General features: G+C 48.0%; 22 protein-coding genes and 1 riboswitch. Of the genes, 14 read left to right on the forward strand and 8 right to left on the reverse strand.

What is annotated here, in order from left to right; all coding sequences use genetic code 11:
- Positions 1-45: 45 nt before the first annotated feature.
- A complete protein-coding gene (locus AC1RRX_RS04345; protein ID WP_020955616.1) occupies positions 46-1887 on the reverse strand; it encodes a bifunctional homocysteine S-methyltransferase/methylenetetrahydrofolate reductase in 1842 nt (613 codons plus the stop codon).
- An 89-nt stretch (positions 1888-1976) separates the two neighbouring features.
- Positions 1977-2098, reverse strand: a riboswitch (SAM riboswitch).
- A gap of 100 nt (positions 2099-2198) precedes the next feature.
- Complete coding sequence (locus tag AC1RRX_RS04350) at positions 2199-2690, reverse strand: YajQ family cyclic di-GMP-binding protein (protein WP_012117263.1); 492 nt, start codon at positions 2688-2690, stop codon at positions 2199-2201.
- A 99-nt stretch (positions 2691-2789) separates the two neighbouring features.
- On the opposite strand from AC1RRX_RS04350, the gene AC1RRX_RS04355 reads away from it, so the two are divergent.
- From AC1RRX_RS04355 to cypC, 4 genes are all read left to right on the forward strand, one after another.
- Positions 2790-3686: a CvfB family protein gene (locus tag AC1RRX_RS04355; protein ID WP_172615145.1), complete on the forward strand. Its 897-nt coding sequence runs from the start codon at positions 2790-2792 to the stop codon at positions 3684-3686.
- Positions 3687-3856: 170 nt separating this feature from the next.
- Entirely contained in the window at positions 3857-4834 is a 978-nt protein-coding gene (locus AC1RRX_RS04360) for a BMP family lipoprotein (RefSeq protein ID WP_144464048.1), read from the forward strand.
- Positions 4831-6480 (forward strand): methyl-accepting chemotaxis protein, encoded by a 1650-nt coding sequence (locus AC1RRX_RS04365; protein ID WP_032866154.1) that lies wholly within the window; start codon positions 4831-4833, stop codon positions 6478-6480. Before AC1RRX_RS04360 ends, AC1RRX_RS04365 begins: the two co-directional genes overlap by 4 nt.
- A 131-nt stretch (positions 6481-6611) precedes the next feature.
- Positions 6612-7862 carry a CYP152 family fatty-acid peroxygenase CypC gene (gene cypC / locus AC1RRX_RS04370; RefSeq protein WP_032866207.1) on the forward strand — a complete coding sequence of 417 codons (1251 nt, stop codon included), beginning with the start codon at positions 6612-6614 and terminating at the stop codon, positions 7860-7862.
- 48 nt (positions 7863-7910) lie between these two features.
- On the opposite strand, the gene AC1RRX_RS04375 is transcribed toward cypC, so the two are convergent.
- Positions 7911-8033: a DUF3941 domain-containing protein gene (locus tag AC1RRX_RS04375; protein WP_003155105.1), complete on the reverse strand. Its 123-nt coding sequence runs from the start codon at positions 8031-8033 to the stop codon at positions 7911-7913.
- 48 nt (positions 8034-8081) lie between these two features.
- Positions 8082-8933 carry a DegV family protein gene (locus AC1RRX_RS04380; RefSeq protein ID WP_020955621.1) on the reverse strand — a complete coding sequence of 284 codons (852 nt, stop codon included), beginning with the start codon at positions 8931-8933 and terminating at the stop codon, positions 8082-8084.
- 125 nt (positions 8934-9058) lie between these two features.
- Between AC1RRX_RS04380 and AC1RRX_RS04385 the strand changes: the two genes are divergently transcribed.
- The gene (locus AC1RRX_RS04385; protein ID WP_007409143.1) at positions 9059-9901 is read left to right on the forward strand and encodes a YitT family protein; all 843 of its coding nucleotides are present in this window, start codon (positions 9059-9061) and stop codon (positions 9899-9901) included.
- Between the two features lie 14 nt (positions 9902-9915).
- A complete protein-coding gene (locus AC1RRX_RS04390) occupies positions 9916-10377 on the forward strand; it encodes a BsuPI-related putative proteinase inhibitor (RefSeq protein WP_007409142.1) in 462 nt (153 codons plus the stop codon).
- Between the two features lie 36 nt (positions 10378-10413).
- Here the strand turns inward: AC1RRX_RS04390 and AC1RRX_RS04395 are convergent, their stop codons facing one another.
- The 3 genes from AC1RRX_RS04395 to AC1RRX_RS04405 all read right to left on the reverse strand — a co-directional run bounded on the left by AC1RRX_RS04395 (position 10414) and on the right by AC1RRX_RS04405 (position 11658).
- Positions 10414-10611, reverse strand: a complete 198-nt coding sequence (locus tag AC1RRX_RS04395) for a DUF3813 domain-containing protein (protein ID WP_003155097.1) — start codon at positions 10609-10611, stop codon at positions 10414-10416.
- Entirely contained in the window at positions 10611-10760 is a 150-nt protein-coding gene (locus tag AC1RRX_RS04400) for a hypothetical protein (RefSeq protein WP_003155094.1), read from the reverse strand. Before AC1RRX_RS04400 ends, AC1RRX_RS04395 begins: the two co-directional genes overlap by 1 nt.
- Positions 10761-10845: 85 nt before the next feature.
- Positions 10846-11658: a Cof-type HAD-IIB family hydrolase gene (locus AC1RRX_RS04405; RefSeq protein ID WP_007409141.1), complete on the reverse strand. Its 813-nt coding sequence runs from the start codon at positions 11656-11658 to the stop codon at positions 10846-10848.
- Positions 11659-11778: 120 nt separating this feature from the next.
- On the opposite strand from AC1RRX_RS04405, the gene AC1RRX_RS04410 reads away from it, so the two are divergent.
- Both AC1RRX_RS04410 and AC1RRX_RS04415 read left to right on the forward strand, forming a co-directional pair.
- Positions 11779-12546, forward strand: a complete 768-nt coding sequence (locus AC1RRX_RS04410; RefSeq protein WP_007409140.1) for a prolyl oligopeptidase family serine peptidase — start codon at positions 11779-11781, stop codon at positions 12544-12546.
- 62 nt (positions 12547-12608) lie between these two features.
- Positions 12609-12917 (forward strand): metal-sulfur cluster assembly factor, encoded by a 309-nt coding sequence (locus tag AC1RRX_RS04415; protein ID WP_003155088.1) that lies wholly within the window; start codon positions 12609-12611, stop codon positions 12915-12917.
- A 131-nt stretch (positions 12918-13048) separates the two neighbouring features.
- On the opposite strand, the gene fosM is transcribed toward AC1RRX_RS04415, so the two are convergent.
- Positions 13049-13492 (reverse strand): FosM family fosfomycin resistance protein, encoded by a 444-nt coding sequence (gene fosM / locus AC1RRX_RS04420; protein ID WP_080130442.1) that lies wholly within the window; start codon positions 13490-13492, stop codon positions 13049-13051.
- Positions 13493-13812: 320 nt separating this feature from the next.
- Between fosM and AC1RRX_RS04425 the strand changes: the two genes are divergently transcribed.
- The 6 genes from AC1RRX_RS04425 to argD all read left to right on the forward strand — a co-directional run bounded on the left by AC1RRX_RS04425 (position 13813) and on the right by argD (position 20176).
- The gene (locus tag AC1RRX_RS04425; protein WP_042635046.1) at positions 13813-15249 is read left to right on the forward strand and encodes an FAD-binding oxidoreductase; all 1437 of its coding nucleotides are present in this window, start codon (positions 13813-13815) and stop codon (positions 15247-15249) included.
- Positions 15246-15788, forward strand: a complete 543-nt coding sequence (locus AC1RRX_RS04430) for an MFS transporter (protein WP_144464046.1) — start codon at positions 15246-15248, stop codon at positions 15786-15788. The genes AC1RRX_RS04425 and AC1RRX_RS04430 overlap by 4 nt, the downstream gene beginning before the upstream one ends.
- A gap of 165 nt (positions 15789-15953) precedes the next feature.
- Positions 15954-16991: an N-acetyl-gamma-glutamyl-phosphate reductase gene (gene argC, locus AC1RRX_RS04435; protein WP_042635047.1), complete on the forward strand. Its 1038-nt coding sequence runs from the start codon at positions 15954-15956 to the stop codon at positions 16989-16991.
- A 22-nt stretch (positions 16992-17013) separates the two neighbouring features.
- Positions 17014-18231, forward strand: coding sequence for a bifunctional ornithine acetyltransferase/N-acetylglutamate synthase (argJ, locus tag AC1RRX_RS04440; RefSeq protein ID WP_053104213.1), 1218 nt, complete (start codon positions 17014-17016; stop codon positions 18229-18231).
- A 14-nt stretch (positions 18232-18245) separates the two neighbouring features.
- Complete coding sequence (gene argB, locus AC1RRX_RS04445; RefSeq protein ID WP_007409134.1) at positions 18246-19022, forward strand: acetylglutamate kinase; 777 nt, start codon at positions 18246-18248, stop codon at positions 19020-19022.
- On the forward strand, positions 19019-20176 hold the full coding sequence (argD, locus tag AC1RRX_RS04450) for an acetylornithine transaminase (protein ID WP_007409133.1): 1158 nt from the start codon (positions 19019-19021) through the stop codon (positions 20174-20176). Before argB ends, argD begins: the two co-directional genes overlap by 4 nt.
- The last annotated feature ends 11 nt before the right edge of the window (positions 20177-20187 follow it).

Here is a 20187-nt window from a genome sequence, read left to right on the forward strand (position 1 = left end):
GTACCATGAAAAAGCCGCCTGTCATATCAGGCGGCCTCTTCCGCGTTAATGCAAATATACATCAGCCCGCTTTTCATCCTTTTGCTTAATATAAGCTGCAAGCTCTGACGTCAAATCAGAACGGAGAAACGGGGTGATTAAATAAATTCCGTTAAACAGTTCGCACGCCGTGTCGAGAAGCGACTTGGCGATGGCGAGGCCTTCGGCTTTCTGCTTCCGCTTGTCTTCGCCGGCGAGCGCCATTTTTTCGCGGATGCTGTCTGACAGCTTAATGCCCGGGATTTCATGATGGATGAACTCTGCGTTGCGGCTGCTCGTTAACGGCATGATTCCGATATACACCGGTGTTTTGAGATGCTTCGTTTCATGATGAATGTCAATGAGCTGCTGCTCCGAGTAGACAGGCTGGGACACGAAGTAGTCAGCTCCGCACTCGATTTTTTTCTCCAGCCGTTTTACTGCTTTATCGAGATGGCGGACATTCGGATTAAATGCTCCGGCTACGGAAAAGTTCGTTTTCTTGCCGAGCGGTTTCCCTGATAAAGAAATGCCCTCGTTGAATTGTTTAATCAGCCTGATCAAGTCAAAGGACGTTAAATCATAGACGGAGGTAGCCCCTGGAAAGTCGCCGATTTTTGAAGGATCACCCGTGATGGCTAAAATGTCGGTGAGCCCGAGCGTATCCAGCCCCATTAAATGTGACTGAAGGCCGATGATGTTGCGGTCTCTGCATGTAATGTGAACGAGAGAACGGATATCAAGGCGCTCTTTCAGCAATGAACCGCAGGCTGCATTGCTGATCCGCGGTGTCGCCAATGAATTGTCGGCGAGCGTCAGCGCTTCTATGCCGGTTTCTTTTAATTCAGCCGCCGCTTGCAGAAATTTGTCAAAATTCAATTTTTTCGGCGGATCAAGCTCTACGATAATTGACCGTTTTTGAGCGGCGATTTCGTTTAAACCCGGTTCGATTCGTTCGTTGCTGACTGAGATGACTTCTTCTTCCCGTCTGATTTTCACTTCTTTCTCAGTGACGGGGGAAAGGCCGCGGACCGCTTCAGCCATGGCTCTGATATGGTTTGGCGTCGTACCGCAGCAGCCGCCGATAATGCGCGCGCCCTGAGTGCGGAACTGTACGGCGCTCTCCCGGAAATAGGCATCGTCCGTATCATAAACAAGCCGGCCTTCTTCTAAAGACGGAAGGCTGCTGTTCGGATAGACCGATAAATAAGCGTCACTGAAAATCGGCACTTCGGTGAGCGCTTCAATCATGTGGTACGGGCCGAGCCGGCAATTGATTCCCGTTATGTCAGCGCCGAGATCGGCAATGGACCTGAGGGCTTCCCGAAGCGGCGTTCCGTCCTGCAGCACGCCCTGTTCGTGCATGGATACGTTCAGCATAATCGGAAGTTCCGTTTCTTTTCTCGCGATCTTCAGCACTTCGCGCGCCTCTTCTAAATCATAGTATGTTTCCAGAAGCAGACCGTCCGGCTCTTCGTGCAGCAATAAATAAAGCTGCTCCCGAAAGCTGCGTTTAATCTCCTCCAGGCTGTAGGCGTTTTTGTTAAAGGTGCGGATGCCGCCCATCGTTCCCAATACATAAGCGCCGTCTGAGGAAGCGCGCGCGATTCTGACCGCCTCCTGATTGATTTTTTTCGTTTCGTCCTCAAGTCCGTATCTTGAGAGCTTAATAAAATTCGCGCCGTACGTATTTGTCTGGATGATGTCTGCCCCGGCTTCCACGTAAGCCTTATGTATCCGCTTGATCTCTTCGGGCTTTGATACGTTCAGTTCCTCAAAACATCTGTCAATGCCGTAGGAATAGAGGAGAGTGCCCATCGCGCCGTCTCCGATTAAAATCCGTTCTTTTAAGTCTTGTAATAGTCCCATTGTTTGCCTCCTTCGTCACATTCAGCAAGGAAAAAAGAGAAATAAAAAAAGTCTTCTTAAGAAGAAGACTTTGTAATCATTTGTCTCTCTTCTTATCTTCCAAGCTGTTTTTAGCTTGCTGGATTTAGCACCTTGGTCATGGTTTGGGTAAACCACTACACCGGTTGCTGAAGCGTCGTCGGGCCAGTCCCTCGGCTTCTCTTGATAAGAACGTTCATGTAATTGTCATGGGTTTCCAAAACTTAACTGTGAAAATCCCTTTCTCCAAATTTACCGAAAATAGAGACAATAATCAATAGGAATCACATAATTTATCTAAAATTAATAAATTGAACGTCAATCGGCAGGTCTGCTCCGCGGACGGCTGCAATAATCTGCTGCAGATCATCTTTATTTTTTCCGGTGACGCGCACTTGGTCGTCCTGAATCTGCGACTTGACCTTCAAGCCGGAGTTTTTAATCACCGCGTTGATTTTTTTGGCGTTGTCTTTATCAATGCCCTGTACAAGCTTCGCACGCTGGCGCACCGTGCCTCCCGATGCATTTTCGATTTTGCCGTATTCAATGTTTTTCGTCGGCACGTCCCGTTTGATCAGCTTGCCGCTCAGCACATCTTTGAGCTGATTCAGTTTAAACTCGTCATCAGAAATCAGGACAAGTTCTTCCTTTTCTAAAGTTACATCGCTTTTCGATCCTTTAAAGTCATAGCGCGTGCCGATTTCTTTCAGCGTCATCTGAATCGCATTCTGCACTTCGGGAAATTCAACTTTGGATACAATATCAAAAGAACTTTCTTTTGCCATGAGAAAACCTCCTATAACATTTCACTTATGAGTTGATTATAGTAGAATAAAGAGAAATGTCCAACAGCATAAAGCATGAATTTATGCATATTGGAAAAAATGAGAAAAACATCAGCCTCATACGGGCGAATCAGGAAGGACGATAACATGAGACCAGGGCAGCAGCTCACGCTTAGTATAGATCACCAAACCGATTTCGGTTATTTTTTAACCGACGGCGAGGATACGGTTCTTTTACATAACAGTGAAATCACAGAGGATATCGAAGACAGAGATGAAGTGGACGTATTTATTTACGTCGATCATCAGGAAAGACTCGCGGCGACGATGAAAAAGCCGCTCATCAGCTTTTATGACTACGGATGGGTGGAAGTGACGGACGCTGTGGAAGATATGGGCGTATTCGTCGACGTCGGTCTGTCAAAAGACGCGCTCGTCGCAACGGAGCACCTGCCTCCGTACAAATCCGTCTGGCCGCAAAAAGGAGACAGACTGTATTGCATGCTGAAGGTGACAAGCCGCGGGCGCATGTTTGCCAAGCCGGCGCCTGAGGATATCATCAGTGAATTATTTACGGATGCAGGGGAAGACGTCATGAATAAAGACCTGACGGGCACGGTGTACAGACTGATTGCATCAGGCTCTTTTCTGATTACCGATGAAGGCATCCGCGCGTTTATTCACCCTTCAGAAAGAAAAGAAGAGCCGAGACTCGGCAGCCGCGTGACAGGGCGTGTCATCGAGGTGAAGGAAGACGGCTCCGTCAACATGTCCCTGCTGCCGAGAAAGCAGGATGCGCTTTCGGTTGACGCGGAAGAAATTCTGACCTATCTGAGATCAAGAAACGGCGCGATGCCTTACGGAGACAAAAGCCATCCTGACGATATCCGCGAACGGTTTCATTTAAGCAAAGCCGCCTTTAAGCGGGCGCTCGGGCATCTGATGAAAAACGGCAAGGTCTATCAGGAAGACGGCTGGACATACGAAAAACAATAAATTTTCTGCAAAAACATCGGTGAACCAAAACCGATGTTTTTTATTTTCTCAAAAGCTCCTATACCCTCATTTGTTTAACATCCTGCCGAACATACATATTTTATTGAAATAAAATATTCTGACATCCGAACCGATATATAACTGTAGAAAAAAACAAAAGGAGAGTTTCAATGAGAAAAATGGCGATATTTGCGGCTGTACTGCTGCTTGCGCTCAGCACGGCGGGATGTGCCGGCAAATCTGAGGAAACGGCGGCCGAAAAAACGAAAACAATCGGCATCATGCTGACAGACAACGGCCTCGGCGACCAATCATTTAATGATTCAGGCTTTCAAGGTTTGATGAAAGCGAGAGACGAGCTCGGCATCACATTTGACTATCGGGAAATAAAAGACACCGGTACATACGAAAAAGGACTGACCCAGCTTGTCCGGGAAGGCAATGACCTTGTTGTGGGGCTCGGTTACAGCATGCAGGCGGATTTAGAAAAGGTCGCTAAAAAATATCCGAAGCAGCGGTTTGTGCTGATTGATTCCGTATCAGGCCTGGATAATGTCACCTCCGTCACGTTTAAAGAGGATGAAGGAAGCTTCTTAGCCGGAGCGCTGGCGGCCATGACGAGCAAAACCGGCACAATCGGATTTATCGGCGGTTCAGATGCCGACGTCATTAAACGGTTTAAAAAAGGCTATCTGAAAGGCGCGGAATCAGTCAAACCGAATATCCGCGTGCTGTCGGACATCAGCGGTACGTTTGATGATGATAAGCTCGGGAAGGGCATCGCCCAAAACATGATCCGAAAAAAAGCCGATGTCCTGTTTACGGCGGCCGGCTTCACGGGTGTCGGCGCACTGAAAGAAGCGGAGGCGCAAAAAGTATACGCCATCGGTGTTGACAGCGATCAATATTACACCGCCGAGCACGCCGTTATCTCTTCTTTAGTGAAAAACGTCGACCATGTCATCTATGAATTGGCGAAAGATTTAAAAGACAACAAGGAGATCAAAAGCGGAGAGATCGTTTACGGACTGAAGAAAAACGGCATGGACTTAGCTAAGATCAGAGTTGTCAAAAACGCAGGCGGGCTGACGAAAAAGATCACGGATATGAAAAACAGTCTGATTGAAAAAGGAGGCGATCTGAAGTGACATTACGGACAAGGCTGCTCGTTAACGCAGCCGTTACGATGATTTGCTTCGCCGCCGTCATCGGCTTTACCATCGTAAACATGATGAAGATTCAGGCTTCAAATGAAGATGAAGTGGACGCGCTGTTAAACGTTCAGGAAGCAAAAGCTGACCTTAATACGTTAAAAGAAAGCATCACCGGCTATTCCTATACGCTCGCAGACGCCCAGAAAGAAGATGTGCGAAGCTATATGAAAAGCAGCTCAGACAAACTGGCGGCGCTCAAAAAAACGATGACGGACGGTGCAGACAAAGCCGCTTATGACAAACTCGCCAAAAAATACGAATCATGGCAGGCGGAGGCGGACGCTGCTCTTGATTCGAAAAGCCCGGCTGAAGCGACAAGGACGGCGGCCCGCATCAACGGTCTTCTGAATGATATTTATATGCTGAATCTGAAAAGCCGGGATCACTATGAAGACATGCAGAAGCAGACGGCTGACCAGATTCAGTTTATCGTTTACAGCGCAGCCGTGCTGACCATCGTGATACTTGCCGTCACCGTCATATCTTCCATCAGGCTGACGAAGAGAATTGCAGGGCCGATCCGCCGCATGGCTGAAAATGCCCGTCGTATTGCAGGAGGGAACCTTGCTGTTGAAATGCTTGATTATAAAGGGAAGGACGAACTGAAAGAGCTGAATGACTCATTCGGAATGATGGCTGAACAGCTCCGCACCTTAATTCAGGCGATCGGAGAGGTCGGCCGTGAAGTCGAGACTTTCGCGGAAGGTTTGACGAAGGAAAACCAGACGCTGAAGGACATGACCGAGCAGGTGTCCGTGTCGACGGAAGAAATGGCGAAAGGCTCCCAAACCATTTCAGAAGATCTGCAGCATACGGTGCAATTCATTGAACAAATGGATGAACATTCAAAGGCGAACGCCGAACGTTCAAAACAAACGACGAGAAGCAGCGAAGAGACGATTGCGGCGGTGGCTGCGGGGCGCGGTGCTTTAGCCGAGACCAAGCAAGCCATTGATAAAAGCAATGAGACATCAAAAGAGATTTCCGAAGCCGCCGATCTCTTCATAGAGCATGCGGCAGGCATCAGTATGATGGCGCAGACCGTTTCTGACATTGCGGGCCAGACCAATCTGCTGTCATTAAACGCCGCAATCGAGGCGGCCAGAGCAGGCGAGGCCGGAAAAGGATTTGCCGTCGTTGCCGAGGAGATACGGAAGCTCGCAGACGGATCAGCCAAAGCGACCGCGCAGATTTTCGATATGGTAAAGCAAATTGAAGACGGCATCACGTCTATTACCGGAGCTGTCACGACCGGCGTCGCTTTAGCGGACAGACAGCAGGAGCTGATGGAGAAAACGTCAGAATCATTCGTCCATATTGAACAAAAAGCCGCCCATATTAAAGCGGAGCTTACTCAATTGGACGGACGGATCATCGAATCGAAACAGCTTGGTGAGCAAGTGCTGCATCATGCCGAAAGCATCAGCGCCGTTATTCAGGAAACGGCTGCGGGAAGCGAAGAGATTTCTGCCTCCGCGCTTGAGCAGCTGTCTTCTTTTCATAAAATGGCGGAAAGCGTCGATAATCTGGTGAGCCTGACAGAGCGATTAAACGATCAGGTCCGCCGGTTTACTTTGTAACGGGCTTATGCCCGCCCCTGATTTTTGCAGCCTGACATGAGTAACTTCTGAATGAAACACAAATACTGAATATACTTGTGTTTATATTTATTCTTTTTCGTGAAAGGTGAAAAAAGATGGGAGGAATCGGGATGAATGAACAAATTCCGCATGATAAGGGTCTTGATAATAGTCTGGCTTTATTACGCGATGGATATGTATTTGTGAAAAACAGAGCGGAGAATTATCGCTCGGATGTGTTTCGCGCCCGTTTATTAGGGAAGACATTCATTTGTATGAGCGGAGCGGAAGCCGCAAAGCTTTTTTATGACACAGAACGATTTCAGCGGGAGCATGCCCTCCCCAAACGGGTGCAGAAAACGTTATTCGGAACAGGGGCAATCCAGTCAATGGACGGTGAACGGCATAAGCACAGGAAGCTTCTATTTATGTCGCTGATGACGCCGCCCCGGCAAAAACGGCTTGCGGAAGCGGTGGCAAAACAGTGGAAAGCATCTGCGGAAAAGTGGGAGGGTTCAAACCGAATTGTCCTTTTTGATGAAGCGAAGAAAGTGCTGTGCCGGGCTGCCTGTGAGTGGGCCGGCGTCCCGCTGAAAGACTCAGAAGTGAAAGAGCGGGCGGAGGATTTCACCGATATGGTAGACGCATTCGGCGCTGTCGGACCGCGTCATTGGAAAGGCAGAAGGGCGAGGCTGAAAACGGAGAAATGGATAGAGGAGGTCATTGAGGATGTGCGGTCCGGCAAGCTGCAAACGCCGGAGTGCTCAGCCTTGTATGAAATGGCTTGTCATACAGAACTTGACGGGAACAGACTTGATTCTCACATGGCTGCTGTTGAGCTGATTAATGTTCTGCGCCCGATTGCCGCCATTTCTTACTTCATTACGTTTTCAGCTCTTGCATTGCATGATTACCCTGAATATCGGGGCAAACTGGGATCGAGAGATGATCAGGAGGCTGAAAGATTTGCACATGAAGTTCGGCGGTATTACCCGTTTGCCCCGTTTTTAGGAGCCGTTGTGAAAAAAGATTTCGTATGGAAGAACTGTGAGTTTAAAAAGGGTGCATCCGTCATGCTTGACCTATATGGGACAAACCATGATTCCCGGCTTTGGGAGAATCCGAATGAATTTCGCCCGGAACGTTTTCAGGGGCGGGAGGAAAATAAATTTGATTTCATTCCCCAGGGCGGAGGTGATCCGGCTAACGGCCACCGCTGTCCGGGTGAGGGAATGACCGTGGAAGTCATGAAAACTTCCCTTGCGTTTCTTGCCAATGAAATAGAGTACGATGTTCCGTCCCAAGATTTGAGCTTCAGCCTGTCCAGAATGCCGGCATTGCCTGAAAGCGGATTCGTGATAAGTGATGTTAGACGCATATAGAACAAAAAACAGCCCTCTATCTTCATCCACAAGAGGGCTGTTTTGCTTTTACAGATGGTCCGGTTTTTTGGAATTCTGGTTTTTTCCCGCCTGCCGGTTTTTTTCGGCAAGCCGGTTCTTTTTCTGATTTACGGCGTTATTGTCCAACGGTTTTTTGTCATCATCTTTCATGCGGCAAAGCCTCCCTTCTGTCCGTTAGGATGCCCGCCCGCATTGAAATTATGGCTTCAGGAAAAAAATCGCGAGCGTGCCCGGCCCGGAGTGCGCGCCGATCGCAGAGCCGATTGAATGAAGAATGGTCTCTTTCGGATGGAACGCTTCTTCAATCATTTCCTTCATCCGAAGCGCCGTCTCCTCGTTATCTGCATAGCTGATCCCCACGGTTTGATCCGCCCAATCGCCGCCTTCTTCCTTCATCATGTCTATAATCCGTTTAAACAGTTTCTTCTGTCCGCGCAATTTTTCGAGCGGCACGAGCCTGCCGTCATCCACATGCAGAATCGGTTTAATGTTCAAAAGCCCCCCGACAAAAGCGGACGTTTTTGAAATTCTGCCGCCCCGCGCGAGATAAGCGACATCATCGACCGTAAATATATGTTTCATCCGTGCGCAAAAGCTCTTTACAGACGTTTCGATTTCTTGTATTGTATTCCCGTTAACACAGAGTGTTTGCGCGTGCATCACCGCGAGGCCGCAGCCCAATGAAGCGCATTTGGAATCTACAATCCGTAAATCAAAATCGGGAAATTCCTCTTTTACTTCATTGGCGATCATTACGGCCGTCTGATAGGTGCCGGAAAGACCTGAGGAAAAGGCGATGTATATCGCCGGGTCTCCCAGTTCCGCGTATTGTAAAAATACTTTTTTTATCGTATCCGGTGATGCCTGGGATGTTTTCGGAACTTTCCCGTCCCGCATCGCTTGAAATATATGATCCGCCTGAATGGTGACCGTGTCCTCATATTCGTTTCCGTCAAGTGTTACGTGCAGCGGAATGAACCCGATCCGGTTTTCTTCAATATAAGATTTCGGCAGGTCAGAGGCGCTGTCAGCAATAAGGTGAACTGTCATCATAATTCCCTTCTTTCCGATTGGTGAGAGTGATGCCAACTATATCATATAAATGTGGCAAAATAGTGTTCAAAACTTTATTTTAAGGGAAAAGCTAATAATGAAAATGAGCGGAGGAGCAAGCCATGGTACTAGAACAAGCAAAAAAATTAGCAATCGTCGTCATCGGCGCGTTTCTGTATGCGGCGGGACTGAATTTATTCCTGATACCGGCGAATGTATATGCCAGCGGTTTTACCGGTGTCGCCCAGCTGCTGTCAAGCGTCGTTGATCAATACGCCCCTTTTTATATTTCGACAGGAGTTCTCATGTTCCTCTTAAACATTCCCATCGGTGTGTTAGGGTGGCTGAAAGTCGGCAGATCATTCACTGTATACAGCATATTAAGCGTAGCGCTGACGTCCGTCTTTATGGGAATTCTCCCGGAAATGAGACTGTCGCACGATATTCTTCTGAATACCGTATTCGGAGGAGTCATCTCAGCTATCGGCATCGGTTTAACGCTGAAATTCGGCGCTTCGACAGGCGGTCTTGATATCGTGTCGATGGTGCTGGCCAAATGGAAGGATAAGCCGGTCGGCACATATTTCTTCATTTTGAACGGGATTATCATTTTGACGGCAGGATTATTGCAAGGATGGGAGAAAGCATTATATACCCTTGTCGCTCTGTATGTCACAACAAGGGTGATTGACGCCATTCACACCCGCCACATGAAACTGACCGCCATGATCGTTACAAAAAAAGCCGATGAAATCAAAGAAGCGATTTACGGGAAAATGGTCCGCGGCATTACGACGGTGCCGGCAAAAGGCGCTTACACAAACGAACAGAAAGAAATGATGATCATCGTCATCACGCGGTACGAATTGTATGACCTTGAGAAAATCGTGAAAGAAGTCGACCCGAAAGCCTTCACAAACATCGTGCAAACGACGGGGATCTTTGGTTTCTTCAGAAAAGACTGATAGGAGCGGATAGAATGAAGTGGCTGTTTGGCCTGTTATTACCGGTCATTTTACTGATCGGATGCAGCAGTCAATCCGGGCAGAAGGAGCCCGCTGAGGAGGTATCCGGAGAGATGAATGAACAGCAAGCGGAATTAGCCGTAAACCCTGTGCAGACGGATCAGCAGATCGAATTTCAAATGTCTTTAAAAAACAAGAGCGGCAGCCCGATCGATTTCACATTCAGCTCAGGGCAGAAATTCGAATTGACCGTACATGACCAACATCACAAAGAACTGTACCGCTATTCAAAAGACAAAATGTTTACTCAGGCGTTTCAGACCGTGACCTTAATGCCGAATGAAACGTATGACTTTTCAGATGTGTGGAAGAACGTGCCCGGTCCGGGAACATACACGGTGACGGTGACGTTTTTAGGGAAGTCCGATCAGATCGGAAAAAGACTGAAAACGGTAAAAACATTTGAAGTAAAATAAAAAAGCGGCGCCCTCGTCTAAACGGGGCGCCTTTTTTTATTGCAATTTCTCCAGCTGATCCTGAAATTGGTGCAGCTGCTGACGTTCTGCATCCGTCGAATTGGCGTACGCGGAAGACACGGCGTTTTTGGCGCGTGAGACAGCTTTTTCCTGATCGCCGTCCTCGAAACCGTTAGCAATCATGACGGCCTGCTGGACAAATGACTTGGCTTGAGAAAACAGTTCGTTTCTCATTAAAAGTCAACCTGCCTTTCAGCCGAATCTTTTGCTGCATCATGCTGTGCTTCCTCTAATGTAGACCGATATGGAAATCTTGCGTCATGAAGACTGACAGAGTCCTTGCCTTGCTGAATAAACCGTTTTGATTTGTTTCGTTTACCCATTGCAATGTCCCCCTTCCATATTTAGACGAGATGAGTCGTCTGTTTTAGTATGGGCGGAAGGCTTTGTGTTATGAGCGGCAAAACCTCACAGGGAGAAATAGGATTTTAAAAATTCGGCGATTCCGTCCGCTTCATTTGATCCCGTGACGCGGTCGGCGGCCTGTTTGACTTCATCCGTGCCGTTTCCCATCGCTACGCCGCACCCGGCAAACCGGAGCATTTCAAGATCGTTGTCTTCGTCGCCGAACGCGATGATCCGTTCTCTCGGCACTTGGTAATAGTCGCTGATTTTCTTCAGGCCGACCGCTTTATTCATCCCGTGTTTAATGATTTCAATCACATGCCACGGAGCCGCCCATCTTCTGTGGTCAATGACCTCGGCGTGCACATCGGATAAATGTGCGCGTATATCCGCGACGTCCTCTTCCTTTGCATGAATCAATACGGACGTTACATCCTCCTTGACCGTTTCACGCAGATCGCCGAATGTGACATTCGCCGTATTCATATGAAACGCCTCAATTAAATGCTCATCATGATAATGGAAGTACACATCATCAATGACCTCAGCGAGCACATTATGTATTTGATAGGTCTCTGTAAGTTCGGCAAGCTGTCTGACCACATCGACCGATAAAGACGTGTGGTATCGTCCCCATGATTCGTCTTTCGGATGGTGGACAAACGCCCCGTTAAAATTGACAATCGGCGTTGTCAGCCCAAGCTCGTCATAATACATCGAACTGGAACGGAACGGGCGCCCGGTTGAGATGCAGACATGATGGCCCGCTTCTTTCAGCTTCTGAATCGTCCGTGCCGTTTCAGGGGAAATGGTTTTATCGTCTTTTAATAAAGTTCCATCCAGATCTAAGGCGATGAGATAAGGTTTTGTCTCCATAAATAACTCCTTTTGTCATATAATTTGCTGTTTTTCACTTATGTACAGTGTAGCTTTTTACCATCTTTATTGTCTACATGTTACACTTATGATTATGGTTATCCTAAGGAGGGAGTCAACGTGATTCTTATTGATCATCAAACCGTATCAGGCATTCCGTTTTTACATATTGTAAAAGAAGAAAATCGGGACCGTCCCGCTCCCCTTGTTTTCTTTATTCACGGTTTTACAAGCGCGAAGGAGCATAATCTTCATTTCGCTTACCTGCTTGCTGAAAAGGGCTTCAGGGCCGTGCTGCCGGAAGCTCTTTACCACGGTGAACGCGCTGAACAGCTGTCAGCAGAAGAGCTCGCCGTCCATTTTTGGGACATTGTATTAAATGAAATCGAGGAGCTTGACGTGCTGAAAAAGGATTTTGAAGCGCGCGGTCTGATTGAAGACGGGCGGATCGGTCTTGCGGGCACGTCAATGGGCGGAATTACGACATTCGGCGCGATGGCCGCGTATGATTGGGTCAAAGCCGGCGTCAGTCTGATGGGAAGCCCGAACTATACGGCATTTTTTCAGCAGCAGATTGACCACATTCAAAAGCAGGACATCGACATTGACGTCACAAAAGAACAGGTCGATGAACTGTTTGCACGGCTCAAACCGTTCGATCTCAGTCTGGAACCGGAAAAACTCCGCAGCCGCCCGCTGCTGTTCTGGCACGGCGTTCAAGACAAAGTCGTTCCGTATGCACCGACCCGCGGCTTTTATGAGACGATTAAACCTCATTACAGCAGCCGGCCTGACCATCTTCAGTTTCTGAAAGACGAACGGGCTGATCATAAAGTCCCGAGATACGCCGTTTTAGAAACCGTCGCCTGGTTCGATAAGCATTTATAAAGCACAAAGGTGTTAACAAAACCCGCTTTTACGTTATACTGAGGAAAAAGGAGTGATGGAACGTGGAAGAAGCATTAAAAGAAAACATCATGGGCGCCTTGGAGCAGGTTGTTGACCCTGAGCTCGGCGTCGATATCGTCAATCTCGGCCTTGTATACGACGTTGATATGGATGACGACGGCCTGACGCATGTTACGATGACACTGACATCAATGGGGTGCCCGCTCGCTCCGATCATCGTCGACGAGGTGAAAAAAGCGCTCGCCGACATTCCGGATGTAAAAGAGACGGAGGTCCACATCGTCTGGAATCCGCCTTGGACAAGAGACAAAATGTCACGCTACGCAAAAATCGCATTAGGGATTCAGTAATAAGAAAATGCACCTCGGATTTTAGGTACATCCTAAAGTTTGGAGGTGCTTTTCTTTTGTCTGCATTTACAAGGAAAAAATCAACGCGGATAAGCGACAGTGAGGGTTTGTTTTGGATCGCAAACAAACCTTTAAATATAAAATTTCATATGAGGTTTATCTTTTTTGTAATAGGACAGTCTGTCTTGGAGTGTACCTGTGTGGAATTCAAATTTATGTCCATCGGGATCAGTAAAATAAATTGACTTTTGATCTTGCTTATCCCTAGGACGCCCATTTAATATACTTACATTTAGATTTTTTAGCCTTTGATGTATTGCATCAAAATCTTTTGGGTCAATTGTAAAGGCCATATGCGTATAAGATTTATGTATTTCATTTCTTGGTATATCCGCCTCTAAGTTAAGTGCAAGCCAAAGCCCGTTCAGATCAAAATATGCTGTCTTTTGTCCTTTAACCAGGAGCTGTGCATGAAATACTTTTTCATAAAATTCTATAGATTTTTCCAAATTTGAAACAGAAAAAAGAAGATGATTGATTCCTTTTATGTTTATTTTCCCCACCTCATTTAACATGTTTGTTTGAAACAATCCCTTTGGTAATACATCTGCATATATATCGATTATATACTGACTAAAAAATCATTTTAAGGATTTCTGTGGATTTTTATGCCCGATGTTTTCCGGCTGACCGTTTCGAGCTGTACTAAACATGATTCTGTCGGGCGCCGTTCTGTCTGCTTTGCCGCTGCAGACCGGCGTGCGGAAAGAACGCAAGACACTAAAAAAACCCGAGTTTCCCACCATTCGGGGTTTTTTGCGGTATCGGGTTAAAAAGGAAAAAAACGGACGTGAGGCATGATATAATAGACCGGCTGCATGCGAGGGAGGAATCCATGAAGAAAAAATTACTTCTCATTATCCTTAGCATCCTTGTTTATACGGCGCTGTTCGCTGTTTCCGCTTTTCACAAAGAGCCGGAGCAGCAGGCAGGGACAATGACGGATGTCAGCCGTCTCATGCCCGTGAAAATTAAGCAGACGGTCAAAGGAAAAGAGAAAGAAACATTGGTCGAAACGATTAAGGAAGCCAAGAGAAAGCACCTGAAGATCTCAATCGCAGGCGCCCAGCACTCAATGGGCGGCCAGACGTATTATGAAGACGGTATCGTTCTCGACATGACGGGCTACAACAAAATACTCGGTCTCGACCGAAAGAAAAAAATCATCAGGGTGCAGGCGGGAGCGACGTGGAATGATATTCAGCGCTATGTCAATCCGTACGGGCTCGCGGTAAAAGTCATGCAATCGCAAAACATTTTTACGATCGGCGGCTCACTGAGCGCCAACGCCCACGGCCGGGATATCCGGTACGGTTCGCTGATTGATACGGTCAAATCGTTTCATCTTTTAAAGGCGGACGGCAAAGTCATCACCGTTACTCCGAAAGATGACCTGTTTTCAGCCGTCATCGGCGGCTACGGCCTGTTCGGCGTCATCCTGGACGCGGATATTGAGCTGACGGATGATGAGCTTTATGAAATGAAAACGAAACGCATGAACGCTGATACATACAGTCAATATTTTGCGCAGCATGTTCGGCGCAACCCCGCCGTGCGCATGCATCTCGCGCGGATCGCAACAGGGGATAAAGGCTTTTTGCACGATATGTATGTGACTGATTACACACTCTCAGACAATCAGAAAGAATTAAAGCGGCACAATGAACTGAAAGAAGATGAGCATCCGGCGCTGACGAAATTCGCGCTCGGCCTCTCCCGCCGGTATGACTGGGGAAGAAATTGGTTCTGGTCAACCCAGCAGTCTTATTTTCTCAGACAAAACGGTGTGAAAGTCTCCAGGAACAATGTCATGCGGTCAGAATCGAAATTTTTGGAATATGAAAACACGGACAACACCGATGTGCTGCAAGAATACTTCGTGCCCGTCGGCGAATTTGCGCCGTACATTCATGATTTACGCAAGACGCTGTCACATGAAGATCTCAACCTCGTAAATATTACGATCCGCTACGTGCAAAAAAATGAAAAAGCCGATCTGTCATACGCAAAGGAAGACATGTTTTCACTCGTTCTTTTAATCAATGAAGGGTTTTCAACAGACAGCCAGGCGAGTGCGGCGCGGATTGTCAGAAAAATGACGGATACGGCATTGCGCCACCGCGGCAGTTATTATCTCCCGTATATGCTGTATCAAACGAAAGAGCAGATGCGTGAGGCATATCCGAAAAGCGATATGTTCTTTCAGAAAAAACACAAATATGATCCGGATGACTTGTTTATGAATTATTTTTATCAGAGGTACAAATCATGAAACACAACCATTTAAAATGGCTGATCCTGTCACAGAGCAGTGTCTTTTTTGCCGGCAGCCTGATCTTTCCGTTTTATATTTTATTTATTAAAAACATCGGTTCCAGCTACACGCAATTCGGTCTCTCATACGGCTTGTTCGGCTTGAGCGGCGCATTGATTCATCCGCTGCTCGGCCGGCTGTCGGCAAGACTGGATTCCCGCTGGTTCCTTATGGCAAATTCGTGGGGGATGGCGGTGCTTCTTCTGACGCTCCCGCACATTACCAGCGTGCACCAGGTTTATGTTGTGCAGGTGCTTCTGGGCCTGTTCGGCGCGATGCAAAAACACGGCGAGAAAATCATGATCGCCGATTACACCGACGGCGGGGAGCGGGGGAAAAAAGTCGGCAGCTATCATTTCTGGACGGCTGTATTTTCAGCTGCCGCCATTATTCTCGGCGGGTTTCTCGCTGATTTCTTTACGGTTTATATTATTTTTTACGCCAGCTCCGTGCTGTTTTTTATAAGCGGGCTGATGATGCTGAAAAAAACAGGCTGATCCGAGCAGCCTGTTTTTTCTTATGCCCCCCTCGATCGAGAGGGGATTTTTTGTCAGCGAAAACAGATGGAAAATGAATGAAAAAATATTAAATATACAATTGAATTAATTTTTATTCATGTTATAATGTTAAATAATTTCACAAAAACCAAGAAGGTGAACCCGTTGAAAATAGGTATTATAGGCGCGACTGGTTATGGAGGCGCCGAACTTGTCAGGATTCTTAACCATCACCCTTATGCAGAAGATTGTATATTATATTCATCGAGCGACGAAGGAAAAGAATATGCCGCTTCATATCCGCATTTGAGGAATATAGCGTCACAATCACTTCGGCCGCTTCATATAGAAACGATCCGAAACGAAATTGATGTCATGTTTATAGCCGCGCCGCCCGGCGTTTCCGGAGAGTGGTCGCCCAAGCTGGCGGAGGCGGGCATTCCGGTCATTGATCTATCCGGCGATCTGCGGATTCAAAACCCGGCCGTGTATGAAAAGTGGTATAAGCGGAAGGCCGCTCCGAAAGGAACGATTCAAAGCGCGGTTTACGGTTTAGCTGAACTGCAAAAAGAAGAGATTCAGACTGCAAAGCTGATTGCCAATCCGGGATGTTTTCCGACGGCTGTGCTGCTCGGGCTCGCCCCGCTGGCGAAGAATAAGCTTTTACAAGATTCATTTCTGATTGTTGATGCGAAAACGGGCGTATCCGGCGCCGGCCGAAAAGCATCCATGGGCACTCATTATTCTGAGCTGAATGATAATTTCAAAATTTATAAGGTTAATGAGCATCAGCATACTCCGGAAATTGAACAGCAATTAGCGGCTTGGCAGCCCGGCACAGGCCCGATCACGTTTTCCGCACATTTGGCGCCGATGACAAGGGGCATTATGGCGACGATGTATACGGAGGCTCCCCCGGGTATGTCTGCTGCACAGGTAAGAGAATTGTATTCCGAATTCTACAAAGATTCATATTTTGTCAGAATCAGGCCGGAAGGTGAATTTCCGGCGACGAAAGAGGTATACGGCAGCAATTTTTGTGATATCAGTGTCACCGTGGATGAAAGAACAAACCGTGCCACCATCGTTTCTGTCATAGATAATCTGATGAAAGGCGCCGCAGGGCAGGCGGTTCAAAATTTAAATATCATGAATGGCTGGCAGGAAGAAACGGGACTTACGATGACGCCAGTCTATCCATAGAACGAAAGAGGGATTCAAAAATATGATTCAGCTGAGTGAGGAAATCACGAAAATAAAAGGCGGCGTATCCTCGCCGAAAGGGTTTGAGGCAAAGGGCGTGCATTGCGGTCTGCGCTATTCAAAAAAAGATCTCGGAGCGATTATCAGCGAAGCGCCTGCAGTCAGTGCAGCGGTATATACGCAGAGCCATTTTCAGGCAGCGCCGCTGAAAGTGACGCAAGCCAGCCTGAAAAAAGAGGGTATGCTTCAGGCGGTTATCGTCAACAGCGCGATTGCCAACGCCTGTACGGGAGACCAAGGATTAAAGGACGCCTATGAAATGCGGGACGGCTTCGCGAGCCAGCTCGGCATTGAGCCGGAGCTTGTTGCGGTTTCGTCAACCGGGGTGATCGGCGAGCTTTTAGACATGAAAAAAATTCAAGCGGGCATTGAACAGCTCGGTCAAGCGCCATCCATGTCCGGAGCATTTGAAGAAGCCATTTTGACGACGGATACAGTGACGAAACAGACGTGTTATGAACTGGTGATCGGCGGAGACATCATCACGATCGGCGGAGCGGCGAAAGGCTCCGGCATGATCCACCCCAACATGGCGACAATGCTCGGCTTTGTCACAACGGACGCGGCCGTGGAAGAACAGGCGCTCAAAAACGCGCTCAGAGAGATTACGGATGTTTCATTTAACCAAATCACCGTTGACGGAGAAACATCGACGAATGACATGGTGCTTGTGATGGCAAACGGCTGCGCGGGGAATGATTGCCTGACGGAGCAGCACCCTGACTGGCCGGCTTTTAAAAAGGGATTAAAGCTTGTATGCGAAGACCTTGCCAAAGATATAGCCAGAGACGGTGAAGGAGCGACGAAATTAATTGAAGCCAGAGTCGAAGGCGCGAAAAATAACCTTGAGGCGAATATTATTGCCAAAAAAATCGTCGGCTCAAGCCTTGTGAAGACCGCCGTTTACGGCACAGACGCCAACTGGGGGCGCATCATCGGCGCAATCGGGCACAGTGCGGCAAGCGTAACGGCCGAACAAGTGGAAGTTTTCCTCGGCGGCCAGTGTCTGTTTAAACACAACGAACCTCAGCCGTTTTCGGAAACTGATGCCAAGGAGTACTTATCAGGTGATGAGATTACGATTGCAGTCCGCCTGCAGGAAGGCTCCGGCAGCGGCCGGGCATGGGGCTGTGACTTAACCTATGATTATATCAAAATCAATGCGAGCTATCGCACATAACAAAGGGGAGCGGCATGAAGAAAACGATCGTTTTTAAGTGCGGCGGCAGCGTAATCCGCGAGTTATCCGCCGATTTTTTTCAAAATGTAAAAGAGCTTATGCAATCGGGCTGGAACATTGCCGTCGTCCATGGAGGCGGCCCGGACATTTCAAAAATGCTGAAAACATTGCAGATTGAAACGGAATTTGTCGATGGACAGCGGAAAACGACCAAACCGGTGCTGGAAACAGCGGAAATGGTCTTGTCAGGGACGATCAATAAATTTTTCGTAACCGAACTCGCGAAAAACGGGCTGAAAGCCGCGGGAATATCAGGAAAGGACGGCGGTCTCCTTCAAGCATCCTATCTTAATCAAGACAAATACGGAGAAGTCGGCGAAATACAAAAAACCGATCCGTCAATCATTCACGCATTAATGAAAGAAGGCATCATTCCCGTTATCGCTCCGCTTTCCATGACAAGTGATTTCGAAACGCTGAACGTCAACGCAGACGCCGCGGCATCGGCCGTCGCTTCAGCCTTACACGCCGACAAACTTTTATTTGTCACGGATGTCGAAGGAATTATGGACGGAGAGAGCAGGCTGGATACTTTGACGCCGCAAGAGATTCAGGCCCTCATAGATGACGGCGTGATTTCAGGAGGGATGATTCCGAAGGTAAACTCGGCATTATCGGCACTGAGTGAAGATGTCGAGGAAGTGATGATCGTAAACGGAAAAGGAGCGTTTTTCACCGATCAAGCCTTCCAAGGAACAAAAATTGTCAAAGAAAAGGAGAGCGTGTCATGAGCAGTCTATTTCAAACCTACAGTCGCTGGCCCATCGATATCAAAAAAGCGAAAGGGACAATTGCAGAGGATGAAAACGGAAAAACGTATCTCGATTTTATTCAGGGCATCGCCGTTTCCAATCTCGGCCATTGTCATGATGAGGTCACAGAAGCGGTGAAAGAACAGCTTGACAGCGTATGGCACGTTTCCAATCTGTTTGAAAATGATCTTCAGGAAAAAGCCGCGGCAAAGCTTGCCGAACATAGCGCGGGGGATCTCGTTTTCTTCTGCAACAGCGGGGCCGAAGCGAATGAAGGCGCCATTAAGCTTGCCCGTAAAGCAACGGGAAAGACAAAAATTGTAACATTTCATCAATCCTTTCACGGGCGGACCTATGCGGGGATGGCCGCCACCGGACAAGACAAAATCAAGACCGGTTTCGGACCGATGCTTCAAGGCTTTCACTATCTTCCGTTCAATGATCCGTCGGCATTCAGCACGCTTTCAAAAGAGGATGATATCGCCGCCGTCATGCTTGAGACGGTGCAGGGAGAAGGGGGAGTCAATCCCGCCGATCCGGAATTCATCGAAGCCTTACAGACATTTTGCAAAGACAAACAGGCGCTGCTTATCGCAGACGAGATTCAAACCGGAATCGGCCGGACGGGCAAGGCATTCGGCTATGAGCATTTCGGCATCTCGCCGGACATCATCACTGCTGCGAAAGGGCTTGGAAACGGTTTTCCCGTCGGAGCCGTGATCGGCAAAAAGAAGCTTGGCGACGCCTTTACGCCGGGTACGCATGGTACGACTTTCGGCGGCAATAAGCTTGCCATGGCAGCTGTGAAAGCAACCTTGGACATTGTGTTTCAGCCGGACTTTCTCCAGGCGGCGGCAGACAAAGGATCATTTTTAAAAGCGCAGCTGAACCGTGAACTGACAGGGCCTTTTGTAAAAGAAATCCGCGGAAAAGGGTTATTAATCGGCATTGAATGCGCAGGTCCCGTGTCCGGCATCATCGGAGATCTGCAGGAACGCGGGCTTCTCGTGCTTCCGGCCGGACCGAATGTCATCAGGCTGCTCCCGCCGCTTACGGTTTCTGAAGAAGAAATGCTGTCGGCCGTCAGTATGCTGAAAGCAGCGATCGAAGCGCATTCGGCAGTGAAACGGTAATTTTTTTTCGA

The organism is Bacillus sp. GW821-FHT11D08 (genome assembly GCF_058808515.1).